The following is a 16,057-nucleotide window of genomic DNA, read 5'->3' as shown; positions in this document are numbered from 1 at the left end:
CTTTTTCGCGAAAATTACATTATTTCTGCGAGCCGGTTTCCAGAATAATAATTGATATTATTGATGGGTTAATCGGAAATAAAAAGGGAGTGAATATCTCACTCCCTTTATTCAACGATGAATTAACGGCTTCACCCCATAGCGCTTTCGCGCAGTCGGGCTTTCAGCTTGTTATATTCGTCGATCACATACTGTTCCGCCGCGTGCTGATCCGCAATCGGCTCCACGCGCACGGCGCAGTATTTATACTCCGGCGTTTTGGTTATCGGGCTTAAGTTCTCCGTTACCAGCTCGTTGCAGGCGCCAATCCACCACTGGTAGGTCATATAGACCGCCCCTTTGTTCGGACGATCGCTGACCTGCGCACGAGTGATGATCCGCCCTTTGCGCGAGTTCACCCACACCAGCGCTTCGTCCTCAATACCCAGGCGCTGCGCGTCGGCGGTGTTGATTTGCGCGTAGCCCGGTTCGTCCGCCAGCGCCGCCAGCGCGGCGCAGTTACCCGTCATTGAACGGCAGGAGTAGTGGCCCACTTCACGCACGGTGGAGAGCACCATCGGATACTCATCGGTGAGCTTATCGATCGGCGCGACCCAGTCGCAGGTGAAGAACTGCGCCAGCCCGTTCGGGGTGTCGAACTTCTCTTTAAAGAGGTACGACGTCCCCTGGTCGGCTTCGGACTCATCGCGACACGGCCACTGGATGTACCCCAGCTCACCCATTTTTTCATAGGTGGCGCCGTAGAAGTCCGGACACAGGCTGCGCAACTCGTCCCAGATCTCCTGAGTGTTGTTGTAGTGCATCGGGTAGCCCATGCGGGTGGCGATTTCGCTGATGATCTGCCAGTCCGTTTTCAAATCCCACTTCGGTTCGACCGCTTTAAAGAAGCGCTGGAAGCCGCGGTCCGCCGCCGTGTAGACGCCTTCATGCTCGCCCCAGGAGGTCGACGGTAAAATTACATCCGCCGCCGCCGCGGTTTTGGTCATGAAGATATCCTGGACAATCACCAGCTCCAGATCCTCAAACCCTTTGCGCACCGCAGACAGCTCGGCGTCGGTCTGGAGCGGATCTTCACCCATGATGTAGGCCGCACGCACTTCGCCGTGCGCCGCGCGGTGCGGCAGCTCGCTGATGCGATATCCGGTGTGTTCCGGCAGGCTTTCCACGCCCCAGGCTTTCGCGAACTTGGCGCGGTTTTCCGGGAACTTCACGTACTGGTAGCCAGGATAGGTGTCAGGCAGCGCGCCCATATCGCACGCGCCCTGGACGTTATTCTGGCCGCGTACCGGGTTGACGCCGACGTGCGCTTTACCAAGATTGCCGGTCAGCATGGCGAGGCTGGTCAGGGAACGCACGGTTTCCACACCCTGGTAGAACTGGGTCACGCCCATGCCCCACAGGATAGCGGCGGTTTTCGCTGCTGCGTACATCCGTGCCGCCTGGCGGATCTCCTGCGCGCTGACGCCGGTGATCGTTTCCACCGACTCTGGCGTATAGCCTTCGACAATTTTCCGATACTCTTCAAAGCCTTCCGTACGGGTGGCGACAAACGCCTGGTCGTACAAATTCTCCTCAATAATGACGTGCCCCATGGCGTTCAACAGCGCGATGTTCGAGCCGTTTTTCAACGCGATGTGCATATCCGCAATGCGCGCGGTTTCAATTTTGCGCGGATCGCAGACGATGATTTTCGCCCCGTTCTGTTTGGCGCGAATAACGTGGTTCGCGACGATAGGGTGAGAATCCGCCGGGTTATAACCAAAGATGAAGACGAGATCGGTATTATCTATCTCGTTGATGGCATTACTCATTGCGCCGTTACCGACCGACTGGTGCAGACCTGCAACCGATGGGCCGTGTCAGACGCGAGCGCAGCAGTCGACGTTATTGGTTCCAATAACGGCGCGCGCGAATTTTTGCATCACATAGTTGGTTTCATTCCCCGTCCCGCGTGAAGAGCCGGTGGTCTGAATCGCATCCGAGCCATATTTGGCCTTGATGGCGCTAAGGCGCGTAGCGACGTAATCCAGCGCCTCGTTCCAGCTGACGGCTTCCAGCTTGCCGCCGCGCTCGCGGCGGATCATTGGGGTTTTCAGGCGCGGGGTGAGGATTTGGGTATCGTTAATAAAATCCCAGCCGTAGTAACCTTTCAGGCATAGCGTGCCCTGGTTGGTTTTCCCCTGTGCGGCCTCTGCCCGGACGATTTTGCCGTTATCGACCACCAGGTGGATCTTGCAACCTGAGGCACAATAAGGGCAAACCGTGACGACTTTTTTCATCAGTCTGCTCCAGTTAATCGAATCATTCGCACCCACTATGCAGCTTCTATGCCATGTTTTTTGTATGGGTATACCCTGACTTTACGGCCCATTCGCGGTGAAAACCCTGACAAAAAACAGCCAATCGTCAAAATTGACGTGTCGACAGGGCAGCGGATGTGACATGGGTTGAATTTCCGTCACTGAAAAAACCATTTGACTGGAGCCGACGGCAGAATGGTTCAGACTTAACATAATCCCCTGACGGAAGCATACGATGAAACCGGCGATTCTGGTGGTTGATGACGATACGGCAGTCTGCGAACTGCTTCAGGACGTGCTGAGCGAGCACGTCTTTAGCGTGCTTGTCTGCCATAACGGCCAGGATGCACTGCGGCAGGTACAACAGGAGCCGAATATCGCGCTTGTGCTGCTGGACATGATGCTGCCGGATATCAATGGCCTGCAGGTTCTGCTGCAGCTGCAAAAGCAGCGTCCGGCGCTACCGGTTGTGATGTTAACCGGGCTGGGGAGTGAGTCAGACGTGGTAGTAGGGCTGGAGATGGGGGCCGACGATTATATTGGCAAACCGTTCAACCCGCGCGTGGTGGTCGCCCGCGTTAAAGCGGTATTGCGCCGTACCGGCGTGCTTGCCGCAGAAACCCCCGCAGCGCCCGTCGCGGGCATTGCTTTTAACGGATGGACGCTTGATACCACCCGCTGCGAGCTGAGCGATCCGCAGCGGAATACCGTGCCCTTAACCCAGGGCGAGTACGGCCTGCTGCTGGCGCTCACGCAAAATGCCCGCCGGGTGCTGAGCCGCGATCGTCTGCTTGAGCTGACCCACAGCGAAAGCGCCGACGTGTTCGACCGCACGATTGACGTGCTGATCATGCGCCTGCGCCGGAAGATCGAGGCTAACCCGCATCAGCCCGCGCTCATCAAAACCATCCGTGGGTTGGGCTATGTGTTTGCCACCGACGTTTCCCATAGTGAGAAAGCGGCCTAGGTATTCTCTTTGATAAACAGCTGCAGCTCGGCCAGCGTTTTCGCGCCGTCAATCGCGTTGGCGGCCAGCAGGCTTGCCCGCGCGCAGGCGTGCGCCAGATAAATGCTCTCCGTGAGCGGCAGCGATTCATGGCAACCGTATAAAAACCCCGCGCAAAACGCATCGCCCGCGCCGACGCTGCCGATAATCTCTTTCTGCTCCAGCAACCATGATGGGATCCAGCCACCTTCTTCGCCGTGTGCTTCACCCCATGCGCCTTCCGGGCAGTGGATCACCACCCGCTGGCGAACGCCTGCCGCCAGCAGCTGCGCGGCGGCGTCGGCGATATGGGCAATGTGCGGAGCGTCGTTTTCGTCACGCATTGTCAGGCCGCTAAACTCCCCGGCTTCCAGCTCGTTAATCACCAGATAATCCAGATGGCGCAGGGCAGGGAGCACCAGCGGCTGGTAGCGCGGGTCGCCCTTGCGGGACACCAGATCGAGCGAGGTTTCATATCCCTGGTCGCGCATCTGCGCCAGCAGCCGCGCGCTGCGGGTGCCAAACTCGTCATCGGGCATATCCAGGCTGTCGAGCAGCAGCAGGTAGCCGAGATGGAAGATCTTCATCGATCCGTCTAAGCGATCGAAGGCGGGAAGATCCAGCAGGCGGTTGGCGCCCGGCGAGTGGAAAAAGGTGCGCTGTCCGCTGGGATCGGTCATCACCTGCGACATGGAGGTCGGCGCAAAGGTGGTACGCTGTACGCGCTGGCGGTTGACGTGGTACTGGTCGAGCATCGCCAGAATGTAATCCCCGTCGCCGTCTTCGCCAATCAGCCCCACCGCCTGCAGCGGCAGGCCAACGTGCATTTTTGCCAGCGTCAGCAGGACGTTGAGCGGCGCGCCGCCGGTTGAGCGTTCGCTGTGGGTGATTTCCGCCAGCCAGCCGCGCTCCGGCCACTGCACGATCTGGTGGACGTGATCCACCAGCATATTGCCTGCGGCGATAATGCCTTTGCGTTCCATCATGCCTGCCCCGCGCTGCCGAAGATGCGCATCTGTTCGGCGACCGTATCCGTTATCACCTCTTCTATCCCCAGCAGCAGCTCGGCAAATTCATCGTACAGCGGCTGGCGGTTTGCCATGCGCTGCTCAACGGCGGCAAGCGCGGCCTGCGACATGCCGGTATAGAAGTTGATTTTGTGAATGCCCAGCGCGATGGCGCGGTGGAAGTCGGCATCGCTAATCCCGGAGCCGCCGTGTAAAACCAGCGGCAGCCCCGTCTGCTGGCGAATGGCGTCCAGGCGTGGGAAATCAAGCTTCGGCTCGCCCCTGTATTTGCCGTGCGCGTTGCCGATGGCAACCGCCAGCGCGTCAATGCCGGTTGAATCGACAAATTCGCGCGCCCGCTGCGGGTCGGTAAAGAACGCTTCGTCCGCATGGCCGTAAAGCGCGCCGCCTTCATCACCACCGACCGCGCCCAGCTCCGCCTCTACCGACACGCCCACCGCGTGGCACATCTTCACCACCTCCCGCGTCTGGCGAATGTTTTCCTCGTAGCTCAGCGTAGAGCCGTCGAACATCACCGAGCTGAACCCTAAGCGCAGGGCGCGCACGACCGCCTCGAAATGCAGGCCGTGGTCGAGGTTGAGCACCACGGGAATATCGTGACGGGCGGCCTCGAACTTCACCGCTTCGACAAGCGAATCCAGCGACACGTACTTAAAATGCACTTCGGCGATATTGATGATAAACGGCGAACGTTCCTGCTTCGCGGCGGCGAACAGCGCGCGCAGGAAGTGGGAGTCGAGCACGTTAAACGCGCCCAGCGCATAGCGATGCGCCCTGGCGTGCTCCAGACCGTCGGCAAGAGAAATCAATGGCATCATTCACCCCTTATATCCGAAACAGGTTGTACTCGTTGCACAGCACCAGCAGCGCCGGTTCATCTTCTTCGATGTTGTTATAGCGGGCGACGGGCTGCAAAAAGTGGTTATCGTGCTCGTCGTCGTTTACCGATGACACCTCCCCAACCAGCACGTCGCCGAAGCCGCGTTCGCCCCAGAAGCTGTGGTACAGACCGGGCGTCAGGCAGATGCTTTCCCCTGGCGTGAGGCGCAGCTGGCTGCCGGGCGCGTGGATCTGACGGCAGCCGTCGACGGTGACCGTCACGTCGGTGTTTTCCGTCTCTTCATGTGCACCGGTATTCCACAATTCTACAATCAGGTTCCCGCCGCCCCGGTTGATGATGTCTTCTCGCTTACGCCAGTGAAAATGCATCGGCGTCACCTGGCCGTCGCGCACGTGCATAATTTTTTCGGCATAGCCTTTTTCATAAGGCACGCCGTTGGGCGAGCCGTTGCGCAGGGTAAACAGCGTCAGACCCTCGGCGGCAAAGCTGTTGCCGCCGAACGCCGTCACGTCCCAGCCGAGCTTGAGGTCAAACACCTCCTGCCATGCGGCCTGGTCAAGCTGCTGCCATTTCGTTGGCGGAAAGCTGGCAAACGGCGGGAGATGCACGTCGTGCATGGAGAAGAACTGTCGCGTGTGGCCGAGGATTTCATTGATGTCGGAGCGTTTCATGGGGACTCCTGGAATTTTTGCAAAACCTTACCCCTCACCATAACCCTCTCCCCAAAGGGGAGAGGGAACGTGAACACCCTCGCCCCTTTGGGGAGAGGGCCGGGGTGAGGGGGCATCAGGCCGCAACGAGGTTACTTAACCGTCCAACCCTTATACGTGCCGACGTTCTTTTTATCGATCATCGTCACCGGGATCAGCACCGGCGCTTTCGGCGCAGGTTTGCCCTGTAGAATGTCATAGCCGATCTCCACCGCTTTTGCCGCCATCACCTGCGGATCCTGCGCCGGGGTCGCCACAAACAGGGAGTTTTCGCGCTTCAGCGCTTCCTCACCGTCAGGCGATCCATCCACGCCGACGATAAAGAATTCGTTGCGCTGAGCCTGCTTCGCGGCCAGATCGGCGCCGATCGCGGTCGGATCGTTAATCGCAAACACGCCGTCGATCTTCGGATTGGCCGCCAGCAGGGAGGTCATGACTTCCAGACCGCCTTCACGGCTGCCCTTGGCGTTTTGGTTATCCGAGAGCACCTTGATATCCGGATGTTTTTTGAATTCCGTCTGGCAGCCTTCCACGCGGTTTTGCACCGCAGAGACCGGTGGTCCGTTGATGATCACCACGTTGCCTTTGCCTTTCAGGCGGTCGGTAATGTACTTACAGGCCATTTCGCCCGCCTGGGTGTTATCGGAGGTGATGGTCGCATCAGCCCCTTCCGCCGCCACGTCAACCGCAACGACCACGATCCCGGCGTCCTTCGCGCGCTTCACCGCCGGACCGATCCCTTTGGAATCCGCGGCGTTGAGGATGATCATGTCCACCTTCGCGGCGATGAAGTTATCGATCTGCGCCACCTGCTGGCCCAGATCGTACCCGCTGGAGACCAGCGTCACCTTGACGTTATCGCCAGCCAGCTTACGCGCTTCCAGCTCGGCACCTTTGGTGATCTGCACGAAGAACGGGTTAGCCAGGTCGCCCACCGTCACGCCGATGGACTTCAGATCTTTTGCCTGCGCAAACGGTGTTGCGGCCAGCAGCGCGCCAGCACAGAGCGCGGTCACTAACGGTTTCAAACGCATAGGGTTTTCCTCGAAGCTGTAGGGTTTTGTTGTTATGCACTTTGATGGTGTCGGGTACGGTATTTGTCGATCAGCACCGCTATGATGATCACCGCCCCTTTGATCACCAGCTGCCAGAAGTAGGAGACGCCCATCAGCGTCATGCCGTTGTTGAGGGTGGCGATGATCAGCGCGCCGACCAGCGTGCCGGTGATCGTGCCGATCCCGCCGACGAAGCTGGTGCCGCCGAGGATCACCGCCGCAATCGCATCCAGCTCGTAACCCATGCCGAGGTTGCCGTTGGCGCTGTAGAGGCGCGAGGCGCTCATGACGCCGCCGAGGCCCGAGAGCAGGCCGCTCATGCCGTAGACAAACAGCAGCACCAGCCAGACCTTAATGCCCGTTAAGCGCGCCGCCTGCATATTGCCGCCGACCGCGTAAATGTGAACCCCAAGCGTAGTGCGGCGCAGGATGAACCAGCAGATAGCAATGACCGCCAGGGCGATCGCCACCAGCCACGGAATCGGGCCGAGGTAGTTATTGCCGATCCACTCGAAGCTGATGTTGGAGTTAATGACCGTCGTGCCGTCCGCCAGTAGGTAGGCCGCGCCGCGCAGCGCCGTATAGGTGCCGAGCGTCACGATGAAGGGAGGCAGCCCGGCAAAGGCCACCAGCGCGCCGTTGAACAGCCCCAGCACCATGCCGAGCATCAGCGCGGCAGGAATCGAGAGCATGGCAAATTCAGGGATAAGCGACACCACCATCGCCGCTACCGCCGTAGTGCCCAGAATCGAGCCCACGGAGAGGTCAATCCCGCCGGTTAAAATGATGAAGGTCATTCCCGCCGCCAGCACGATGTTGATCGACGCCTGGCGGGTAATGTTGAGCAGGTTGCTCTCGGTGAAGAAGTTAGGCGCGATAAAGCCAAATACCGCCACAATCAGGATAAGAATCGGCAGGATCCCGACCGTTTGCATCAGATCGCTCATCAGCATTTTTTTTGCGGAGGCGGATTTCGCCACCTGCTGCGGACTGGTTGAATGTGTCATGATTGCACCGCCTGATGATGAGTGTCGTTCACGCCGGTTGCCAGCGTCATGATGTTTTCCTGAGAGATGTCGCGCCCGTGAAGTTCACCCGCAATACTGCCTTCCCGCATCACGTACACCCGGTCGCTCATGCCCACCACTTCCGGCAGCTCGCTGGAGATCATTAAAATCGCCACTCCCTTGCGCGCCATCTGGTTCATGATGCGGTAGATCTCGCTTTTCGCGCCGACGTCCACGCCGCGCGTGGGTTCGTCCAGAATCAGAATGCGCGGGCCGATGGCCACCCAGCGGGAAATCAGCAGCTTTTGCTGATTGCCGCCGGACAGCCCGCCCGCGCGCACCTGCGAATGCGGCACGCGGATGTTGAGCAGGGCAATGGCGTCATCGGAAATGGCCTGGGCTTTTTTGCGGTTTAGCATGCCGAAGGTGGCGTCGCGCTCCAGCGTCGCCATGGTGATGTTCTCCTGCGCCGCCAGCTCCAGAAACAGCCCCTGCTCCTTGCGGTTTTCGGTGAGAAAACCGATGCCGTTTTCGATGGCCGCGCGCGGGGAGTGGATCACCACCGGCTCGCCGTCGACCTCAATCATGCCGCCGGTGGCTTTACGCACGCCGAAGATGAGCTGCGCCAGCTCGGAGCGCCCGGCCCCGACCAGGCCCGCCAGCCCGACGATTTCGCCGGAACGTACCTGCAGGCTGCACGGCTGTACTTTTTTACCGTCGGTGAGGTGGTGGACGTTGAGGCGCGGGCTGCCGAGGGGAATATCACGCTCTTTATTGAACAGGTCGCTTAACGGGCGGCCCACCATCATGCGCACCAGCTCGGAGGCATTCAGCTTGTCGCGCGTCAGGCTGCCGACGTACTGCCCGTCGCGCAGCACGCTGACGCGGTCAGAGAGTTCATACACTTCCGCCATGCGGTGGCTGATATAGATGATCGCCATCCCTTCATCGCGCAGGCGCAAAATCAGTTCAAACAGGCGGTGCGTTTCCCGCGAGGAGAGGGCGGCGGTGGGTTCATCCATCACCAGAATGCGGCTGTTGCGGTGCAGCGCGCGGGCAATTTCCACCTGCTGCTGCTCGGCGATGGTCAGCTTCATCACCCGATCGGTGGCGCTGAACTGCGCGCCGAGGCGCTCAATCACCGCCTGCGCCTGGGCGGCCATCTCTTTGCGCTGGACCATCCCGCCGCGCGACAGCTCGCTGCCGAGAAAGATATTTTCGGCAACGGTCAGGTTGGGCGCGAGCTGCATCTCCTGATAAATCAGGGTAATGCCTGCGGCCAGCGCATCTTTCGGCCCTTTAATGTGAAACGGCTGACCGTCGATCAGGATCTCGCCGCTGGTGGCGGTATAGGCTCCCGCGAGGATTTTCATCAGCGTGCTTTTTCCCGCGCCGTTTTCCCCCATCAGCGCGTGGATCTCTCCGGGAAAGACCGTCAAATCTACACCCTTGAGCGCGTGGAAACTGCCAAACGTTTTGGCAATGCTGCGCATCTCTAATACCGGGGTTCTGCTCATGGCGGATCTCCTGCGAATGCCGATATCTGCACTTCATCACAGGTGCGTAAATGCAAAATGTCAGAAGCTGTTCATATTTGTCATAGTTATGAATAGGTAATGTGGATCACAGTTATTGAATTACCCTCACCCCAGCCCTCTCCCTGAAAGGGAGAGGGAGCAGATCATCCCCTCGCCCCTTTGGGGAGAGGGTTAGGGTGAGGGGACACCAAACCGCACAGGAGCCCAAACCCATGCCATCACGCCGTCCCCCCTTCTTCGCCAGCGCCCGAGGCCGCCTGCTGATTTTCAATCTGCTGGTGGTCGCCGTTACGCTGATGGTGAGCGGCGTGGCGGTGCTCGGCTTTCGTCACGCCAGTCAAATCCAGGAGCAGGTTCAGCAGCAAACGCTGGATGACATGACCGGCAGCATGAACCTGGCCCGCGATACCGCCAGCGTGGCGACGGCGGCGGTGCGGCTTTCGCAGGTCGTCGGGGCGCTGGAGTACAAAGGCGAAGCCGAGCGCCTGAAGCAGACGCAAATGGCGCTGCGCCGCTCGCTGGAACAGCTTGCGGATGCGCCGCTGGCGCAGCAGGAGCCAGCGCTGGTGGCGCGCATTATTCAACGAAGCAATGAGCTACAGCAGAGCGTGACGGAGATGCTTGAGCGCGGACAGCGGCGCCATCTGGAACGTAACGCGCTGCTGAGTTCGCTGTATCAAAGCCAGAGCTACCTGCGTCATCTGCAGGACATCAACCGCCGCTATGACAGCAACGTACCGGATGCGCAGCAGCTGATGGAGATGGACCGGCTGATCGCCGCTGCCATCGACACCCCTTCGCCGCGCGCGACCGTTCATCAGCTGGACGGCGTGGCCGCAACGCTGCCCCGAAATGCCCTACAGCCGGTTGTGAAGGGGGTTCTGCCTGATTTTAATGCCGAGCTAGGCAAGCTCGCCCCGCTGTCGAAGCAGCTGGAAGAGAGCGATCTGGCGATAAGCTGGTATATGTTCCACATCAAGGCGCTGGTGGCGATCCTCAACGGTGACATTAATCAGTACGTCGGGCAGGTGGCGCAGGCCTCCCGCCTTCGCACTGCCCAGAGCCATCACGAGCTGCAATCCATCAGCGTGTTTATCAGCATCTTCGCCGTCCTGGCGCTGATCATTACCGGGTGCGCCTGCTGGTATATCTACCGCAATCTGGCCTCTAACCTGACGGCCATTTCCCGGGCGATGTCGCGTCTTGCTCACGGCGAACAGGATGTTTCCGTTCCCGCCCTCCAGCGGCGCGATGAGCTGGGCGAGCTGGCGCGCGCGTTTAACGTTTTTGCCCGCAATACCGCCTCGCTTGAGCACACCACGCGCCTGCTAAAAGAGAAAACCACGCAGATGGAGATCGACCGCGTTGAGCGTCAGGGGCTGGAAGAGGCGCTGCTGCACAGCCAGAAGATGAAGGCGGTCGGACAGCTGACCGGCGGTCTGGCGCATGATTTTAACAACCTGCTGGCGGTGATCATCGGCAGCCTTGAGCTTACCGACCCCGAATCAAAAGACGCGCCGCGCATTACCCGGGCGCTGAAGGCGGCCGAGCGTGGTGCCTTACTGACCCAGCGCCTGCTGGCGTTTTCCCGCAAGCAATCCCTGACGCCGCATGCGGTAGAGATGCTGCCGCTTCTGGAGAACCTCCGGGAACTGATGCGCCACTCCCTGCCTGCCACCCTGACCCTGGAGATTGAAGCGCAAACCCCGGCCTGGCCTGCCTGGATAGACGTCAGCCAGCTGGAAAACGCCATCATCAACCTGGTGATGAACGCCCGCGATGCGATGGAAGGGCAAAGCGGGGTGATAAAAATCCGCACCTGGAATCAGCGTGTTACCCGCAGCGACGGGCGCAGGCAGGATATGGTGGCGCTGGAAGTGATTGACCGCGGCAGCGGCATGTCTCAGGAGGTGAAATCCCGGGTCTTTGAACCGTTCTTCACCACCAAGCAGACCGGAAGCGGGAGCGGGTTAGGGCTCTCGATGGTCTACGGCTTTGTCCGCCAGTCCGGTGGGCGCGTGGAGATCGAAAGCGCGCCGGGGCAGGGAACGACCGTCCGGCTTCACCTCCCGCGCTCGGTGCTGCCTGCCGCTGCTGCTGATGAAGCGCTGTCAGCCACCGCCTCCGTCGATAGCGAGCGGCTGGTGCTGGTGCTGGAAGATGAGGCGGATGTCCGTCAGACCCTGTGCGAGCAGCTTCATCAGCTTGGCTACCTGACGCTGGAAGCGGACAGCGGCGAGCAGGCGCTGAGCATGCTGGCGGCGTCGCCGGATATTGGCATGTTTATCAGCGACCTGATGTTGCCGGGAAGCCTGAGCGGAGCCGAGGTGATTAACCATGTGCGCAGTCATTATCCGCAGCTTCCGGTGCTGCTGATCAGCGGCCAGGATTTACGGCCCGCGCACAACCCGCAGCTGCCGGACGTCCAGTTACTGCGTAAGCCGTTTACGCGGGCGCAGCTGGCGCAGGCGCTGCGCAAGGTCACGGTAATTTGAGATTCCTCCGCTACCCCGGTTCCCCGCCGTTCATTATCGTAAAGCCAGTTCACCTGCGAGTCTGGCCTTATGAAACGTTACTCAACTGCTCTGTTATTCGGTCTGCTGTCACTCACCAGCCAGCTGGCCCATGCCGATATTGTTGATGATGCTATTGGCAACATTCAGCAGGCGATCAACGATGCCTATAATCCCAGCAGCAGCCGCAGCAGCGATGATAATGACGATCGTTATGACAGCAGCCGCCAAATCAACAGCCGACAGTATGACGATCGTCGTCGGCAGCTTGAAGACAGACGTCGCCGTTTAGATGAACGTCAGCGTCAGCTGGATGACGATCGCCGTCGGTTAGAAGAGGATGAGCGCAGGTTAGAAGACGATTACGATCGAGGCTAAAGCCTGGTGGCGCTTCGCTTACGCAGGCCTACAAAACCCTGGACCGTAGGCCGGGTAAGGCGCAGCCGCCACCCGGCAAAACTAGTCGAGTACCAAAACCATCCCGTCATAGCCCGCTTCAATGCCCTGCGGCAGCGGGTTATTCATCATCCACACGTCAAACTGATGGCTGACGTGCGTCAGGATCACCTGTTGGCAGCCAATGACCTCGTTTAACGCCATCACGGTATTTAAGTCGCAATGGTTTCGCGGCGTCTCGTCGCGCGGTTCATGGCTGCAGTCGATAATCATCGCCTGCGGCTGATTGTTGAGCAGAAACTTCACCGTTTTTTCCGGCAGCCCGGCGGTGTCGGAAAGCCAGGCCACGCGGCTGTGGGCCGATTCCAGCAAATACCCGAAGGTCAGTTTTGAATGGTTGAGCGGCAGCGGCGTGACCCGCATCCCCTGAAGTTCAAACATCACAAACGGTTCGACCGCGTGGCTGAAATCCAGAATCCCCGGATGTTTAAACAGGTCGTCGCAGCCCGCTTCGTCCGGTGGACCGTAAACCGGAATCGTCGCGCCAACGCCCCAGCGCAGGGGGAAGAGACCCTGAACGTGATCCATGTGGTAATGGGTCAGCAAAAACTGCTGGAAGCTGCCTGCGGGCCAGTCGTCCATCAGGTGCGGAATGCCCGCGTCCAGCAGCGTCACCGCATCGTTGAATTTGACCACCGCGCTACAGGGGCGACGGCGATAGTTGTCCTGCAGGCGCGCCCGGCGGCAGGCCGCGCAGTCGCAGCCAAAGACCGGCACCAGCTGGGCGCCACCGGTTCCCGTCAACGTGATGGTCAGACTCATAGCGCACCTCTACAGCGGTTTAGTGAATCGGAAATGGCTCTGCGTGTATCCTTCACGAACGTAAAAACGGTGCGCGTCGGTGCGCTTCACGCTGGTGGAAAGTTCGGTTAGCTCCGCGCCAGCCTGTCGTGCCACCTCTTCCGCCCAGGCCAGCAGCTGGCTTCCCACCTTTAACCCGCGCGCCTGCGGCATCACAACCAGCTCCTGGATCTCGCCGATCCAGCGTGCGTGATGGAGGTGAAACTGCATGTGCAGACCGATCATGCCGATGGCCTGTCCCTCACTCTCCGCAAGCTGGTAGCGCATGTTGCGATCCTGCAGATTGGCAAGATAGCCCGCGTTAAACGCCTGGCGATCGAACTCTGCCTGCTTAAGCTCGCAGATCAGGGCGTAAACGCTCTGCGCATCGTCGGCGGTAGCGGGGCGAAGCTGGCAGTCAGGCATGCTGTTTCTCCTTCTGGCGGATAAGCGATAAAAAGGTATCGACTGACTGTAGCAAACTTCCGTCGTTATTGAGGATGTGACAGTCGGACGGGGCATAGCGGGCCGCGCGCTCAAGCCGCTGATCGATCTCACGAGCTGATTCACGCCCCCGACTCTGCAACCGGCTGCGCAGGACGTCCGGCGAAACCTGCAGACAGACCGGCAGCAGGGCCGCCTCGTAGCGGGCGCGCGCTTGTGGCAGATGCGCACGTGAGCCGTTAACCAGCACGTCGAAGCCCGCATGCAGCCACAGATCGGTCTCAATGCCGATCCCATAGTAATAGCCGTTTGCATGCCAGCTCAGCGCCAGCAGGTTTTGCCCGGCACGGATGAAAAACTCCTGCTCGCTCAGGGCGATATGGTTTTCACTCCCTGCATTGGCCGCGCGGGTAATATAGCGGTGCGCGACCAGCAGCTGCGGATGTTCCCGCTGCCGTAAGGCGGACAGCAGGCTGTCCTTACCGGAGCCGGAGGGCCCCATTAACCAGATGAGCCTTCCCATCAGAACACCCTTTTTCCCTGACGCCAGACGTGGTCGATGTGAACATGCTCGCCCTTGCGGTGGGCCAGCACCAGATCCGCACGTTTACCCTCGGCGATTTCCCCGCGATCGTGAAGGTTAAGCGCGCTGGCCGGATTTTTCGTCACCAGGCGAATCGCCTGCGGCAGCGTAAAGCTGTTGCCTTCGTCGTCCGCCACCCGGAACGCCGCATCCAGCAGGCTGGCGGGGTAGTAGTCGGACGAGAGAATATCCAGCAGGCCAAGGGAGGCGAGCCTGCTTGCCGCGACGTTGCCGGAGTGCGATCCGCCGCGCACGATGTTCGGCGCGCCCATCAGCACGTTCATGCCGTGCCTGCGGGAGGCTTCAGCCGCTTCAAAGGTAGTGGGAAATTCGGCGATCGCGACGCCAAGCTGGTGGGATTCGAGCACGTGATCCTGCGTGGCGTCGTCATGGCTGGCCAGCGCGATATTGCGGTCACGACACATCGCGGCAATCCTGAGGCGGTTCGGCTGCGACCACCGTGCCGCAAGCTGAAGCTGCTCTTCTTCGTAACGGGCCATCTCCGCATCGCTGAGAGAATATTTGCCCTGATAATATTCGCGATACTTTTCGATGTTGGCGAACTGACGCTGCCCCGGCGAGTGGTCCATCAGGGAGACCAGCGAGACCGGCTCGCGCCCGACCAGCTTTTCAAACAGCGGCAGGGTGGTGTGGTGCGGCAGCTCGCAGCGCAGGTGCAGACGGTGCTCGGCGCGGTTGAGGCCGCGTTTTTGCGTCTCCTCCACGGCGTTGATCATCTTCTCCAGATTCTCCAGGCGGTCGCCGCCGTCGCGCACGTCGCCAATCGCCACCGCGTCCAGCACCGTAGTGATGCCGCTGGCGACCATCAGCGCGTCGTGGCTGCTCATCGCCGAATGGGCGGGCCAGTCCACCTTCGGGCGCGGGGTGAAAAATTTGTCCAGATTGTCGGTATGCAGCTCAATCAGCCCCGGCAGCAGCCAGCCGCCTTCACCGTCCATCGCTTCAGGGGCACGGCTCTGGGTTTCGGCAAAGGCGCGAATAACGCCTTCATGGACTTCAACCGAGCCATCAACGACTTCGTTTTCCAGCACCAGCTTGACGTTATTGATAATCATGCGTTTGTCCCCATCGGGTGCAATCTGTCCGCCACGCGGCTGCGTACGGTGTCGTCGTGGAAGATCCCGACGATCGCCGCCCCGCGCGCTTTGGCCTGTTCGATCAGCTCCACCACGGCCGCGCTGTTTTTACCGTCGAGCGAGGCGGTGGGTTCATCCAGAAGTAAAATCGGGTAGTCGACGATAAAGCCGCGGGCGATATTGACGCGCTGCTGCTCGCCGCCGGAAAAGGTCGACGGGGCAAGGTGCCACAGGCGTTCTGGCACGTTGAGGCGCGTCAGCAGGCTGGCGGCTTTGGCGGCGCAGGTTTCACGCGGCACGCCGAGATCCAGCAGGGGCTGCATCACCACGTCCAGGGCGGAGATCCGCGGGATCACCCGCAGAAACTGGCTCACCCAGCCGATCGTCGTGCGGCGCACTTCCAGCACCTTACGCGCGGGGGCCTGCACCAGATCGACCCACTCATCGTTGTGGCGAATGTGAATATGGCCTTCGTCCGGCAGATAGTTGGCGTACAGGGAGCGCAGCAGGGTGGATTTTCCGCTGCCGGAATGGCCGTGCAGCACCACGCATTCGCCGCTGCTGACCTCTAACGAGGCATTTTGCAGCACCGGCAGGCGCACGCCGTTTTGCTGGTGGAGCACAAAGGTCTTACTTACGTTTTGTACGTGGATCATGTTGGCCTCGTGGCGTTTTCTTGCCGGGTGGCGCTTCGCTTACCCGGCCTACAAAGAGCGCAGT

15 protein-coding genes are annotated in these 16,057 nt (G+C 60.1%); 3 read left to right on the top strand and 12 right to left on the bottom strand.

Annotated features, from left to right (window positions below; all coding sequences use genetic code 11):
- Positions 1 to 131: 131 nt before the first annotated feature.
- On the bottom strand, positions 132 to 2,279 hold the full coding sequence (gene fdhF / locus AB8846_RS17895; protein ID WP_370733318.1) for a formate dehydrogenase subunit alpha: 2,148 nt from the start codon (positions 2,277 to 2,279) through the stop codon (positions 132 to 134).
- 256 nt (positions 2,280 to 2,535) lie between these two features.
- Between fdhF and AB8846_RS17890 the strand changes: the two genes are divergently transcribed.
- A complete protein-coding gene (locus tag AB8846_RS17890) occupies positions 2,536 to 3,267 on the top strand; it encodes a response regulator (RefSeq protein ID WP_370733317.1) in 732 nt (243 codons plus the stop codon).
- Here AB8846_RS17890 and AB8846_RS17885 read toward each other — a convergent pair.
- The 6 genes from AB8846_RS17885 to AB8846_RS17860 form a co-directional block, all read right to left on the bottom strand.
- On the bottom strand, positions 3,264 to 4,271 hold the full coding sequence (locus tag AB8846_RS17885; RefSeq protein WP_370733316.1) for a carbohydrate kinase family protein: 1,008 nt from the start codon (positions 4,269 to 4,271) through the stop codon (positions 3,264 to 3,266). The two genes, AB8846_RS17890 and AB8846_RS17885, sit on opposite strands and share 4 nt — an antisense overlap.
- Entirely contained in the window at positions 4,268 to 5,128 is an 861-nt protein-coding gene (locus AB8846_RS17880; protein ID WP_370733348.1) for a ketose 1,6-bisphosphate aldolase, read from the bottom strand. The genes AB8846_RS17885 and AB8846_RS17880 overlap by 4 nt, the downstream gene beginning before the upstream one ends.
- Positions 5,129 to 5,138: 10 nt before the next feature.
- On the bottom strand, positions 5,139 to 5,825 hold the full coding sequence (locus tag AB8846_RS17875) for a D-lyxose/D-mannose family sugar isomerase (protein ID WP_370733315.1): 687 nt from the start codon (positions 5,823 to 5,825) through the stop codon (positions 5,139 to 5,141).
- Positions 5,826 to 5,956: 131 nt separating this feature from the next.
- Entirely contained in the window at positions 5,957 to 6,898 is a 942-nt protein-coding gene (locus AB8846_RS17870) for an ABC transporter substrate-binding protein (protein WP_021242935.1), read from the bottom strand.
- Positions 6,899 to 6,930: 32 nt separating this feature from the next.
- Complete coding sequence (locus tag AB8846_RS17865; protein WP_370733314.1) at positions 6,931 to 7,926, bottom strand: ribose ABC transporter permease; 996 nt, start codon at positions 7,924 to 7,926, stop codon at positions 6,931 to 6,933.
- The gene (locus AB8846_RS17860) at positions 7,923 to 9,443 is read right to left on the bottom strand and encodes a sugar ABC transporter ATP-binding protein (RefSeq protein WP_370733313.1); all 1,521 of its coding nucleotides are present in this window, start codon (positions 9,441 to 9,443) and stop codon (positions 7,923 to 7,925) included. Before AB8846_RS17860 ends, AB8846_RS17865 begins: the two co-directional genes overlap by 4 nt.
- A gap of 233 nt (positions 9,444 to 9,676) precedes the next feature.
- Here AB8846_RS17860 and AB8846_RS17855 point away from each other — a divergent pair, with 233 nt between their 5' ends.
- The gene (locus AB8846_RS17855; protein ID WP_370733312.1) at positions 9,677 to 11,959 is read left to right on the top strand and encodes an ATP-binding protein; all 2,283 of its coding nucleotides are present in this window, start codon (positions 9,677 to 9,679) and stop codon (positions 11,957 to 11,959) included.
- Between the two features lie 69 nt (positions 11,960 to 12,028).
- Positions 12,029 to 12,355, top strand: coding sequence for a DDRRRQL repeat protein YjdP (yjdP, locus tag AB8846_RS17850; RefSeq protein WP_370733311.1), 327 nt, complete (start codon positions 12,029 to 12,031; stop codon positions 12,353 to 12,355).
- A gap of 81 nt (positions 12,356 to 12,436) precedes the next feature.
- On the opposite strand, the gene phnP is transcribed toward yjdP, so the two are convergent.
- The 5 genes from phnP to phnL are packed head-to-tail and all read right to left on the bottom strand — an operon-like array spanning position 12,437 to position 15,993.
- A complete protein-coding gene (gene phnP, locus AB8846_RS17845) occupies positions 12,437 to 13,195 on the bottom strand; it encodes a phosphonate metabolism protein PhnP (RefSeq protein WP_370733310.1) in 759 nt (252 codons plus the stop codon).
- 9 nt (positions 13,196 to 13,204) lie between these two features.
- On the bottom strand, positions 13,205 to 13,639 hold the full coding sequence (gene phnO / locus AB8846_RS17840) for an aminoalkylphosphonate N-acetyltransferase (RefSeq protein WP_370733309.1): 435 nt from the start codon (positions 13,637 to 13,639) through the stop codon (positions 13,205 to 13,207).
- Positions 13,632 to 14,183, bottom strand: coding sequence for a ribose 1,5-bisphosphokinase (gene phnN / locus AB8846_RS17835; protein ID WP_152594386.1), 552 nt, complete (start codon positions 14,181 to 14,183; stop codon positions 13,632 to 13,634). Before phnN ends, phnO begins: the two co-directional genes overlap by 8 nt.
- The gene (phnM, locus tag AB8846_RS17830; RefSeq protein ID WP_370733308.1) at positions 14,180 to 15,316 is read right to left on the bottom strand and encodes an alpha-D-ribose 1-methylphosphonate 5-triphosphate diphosphatase; all 1,137 of its coding nucleotides are present in this window, start codon (positions 15,314 to 15,316) and stop codon (positions 14,180 to 14,182) included. Before phnM ends, phnN begins: the two co-directional genes overlap by 4 nt.
- A complete protein-coding gene (gene phnL, locus AB8846_RS17825; protein ID WP_063144957.1) occupies positions 15,313 to 15,993 on the bottom strand; it encodes a phosphonate C-P lyase system protein PhnL in 681 nt (226 codons plus the stop codon). The genes phnM and phnL overlap by 4 nt, the downstream gene beginning before the upstream one ends.
- Positions 15,994 to 16,057 lie beyond the last annotated feature (64 nt).

Source organism: Enterobacter sp. KB-221C9 (assembly GCF_041320715.1).
Taxonomy (GTDB): Bacteria; Pseudomonadota; Gammaproteobacteria; order Enterobacterales; family Enterobacteriaceae; genus Enterobacter; species Enterobacter asburiae_D.
Note: the sequence above shows the minus strand (reverse complement) of the source record. Positions and strands in the feature narration are given on the sequence as shown.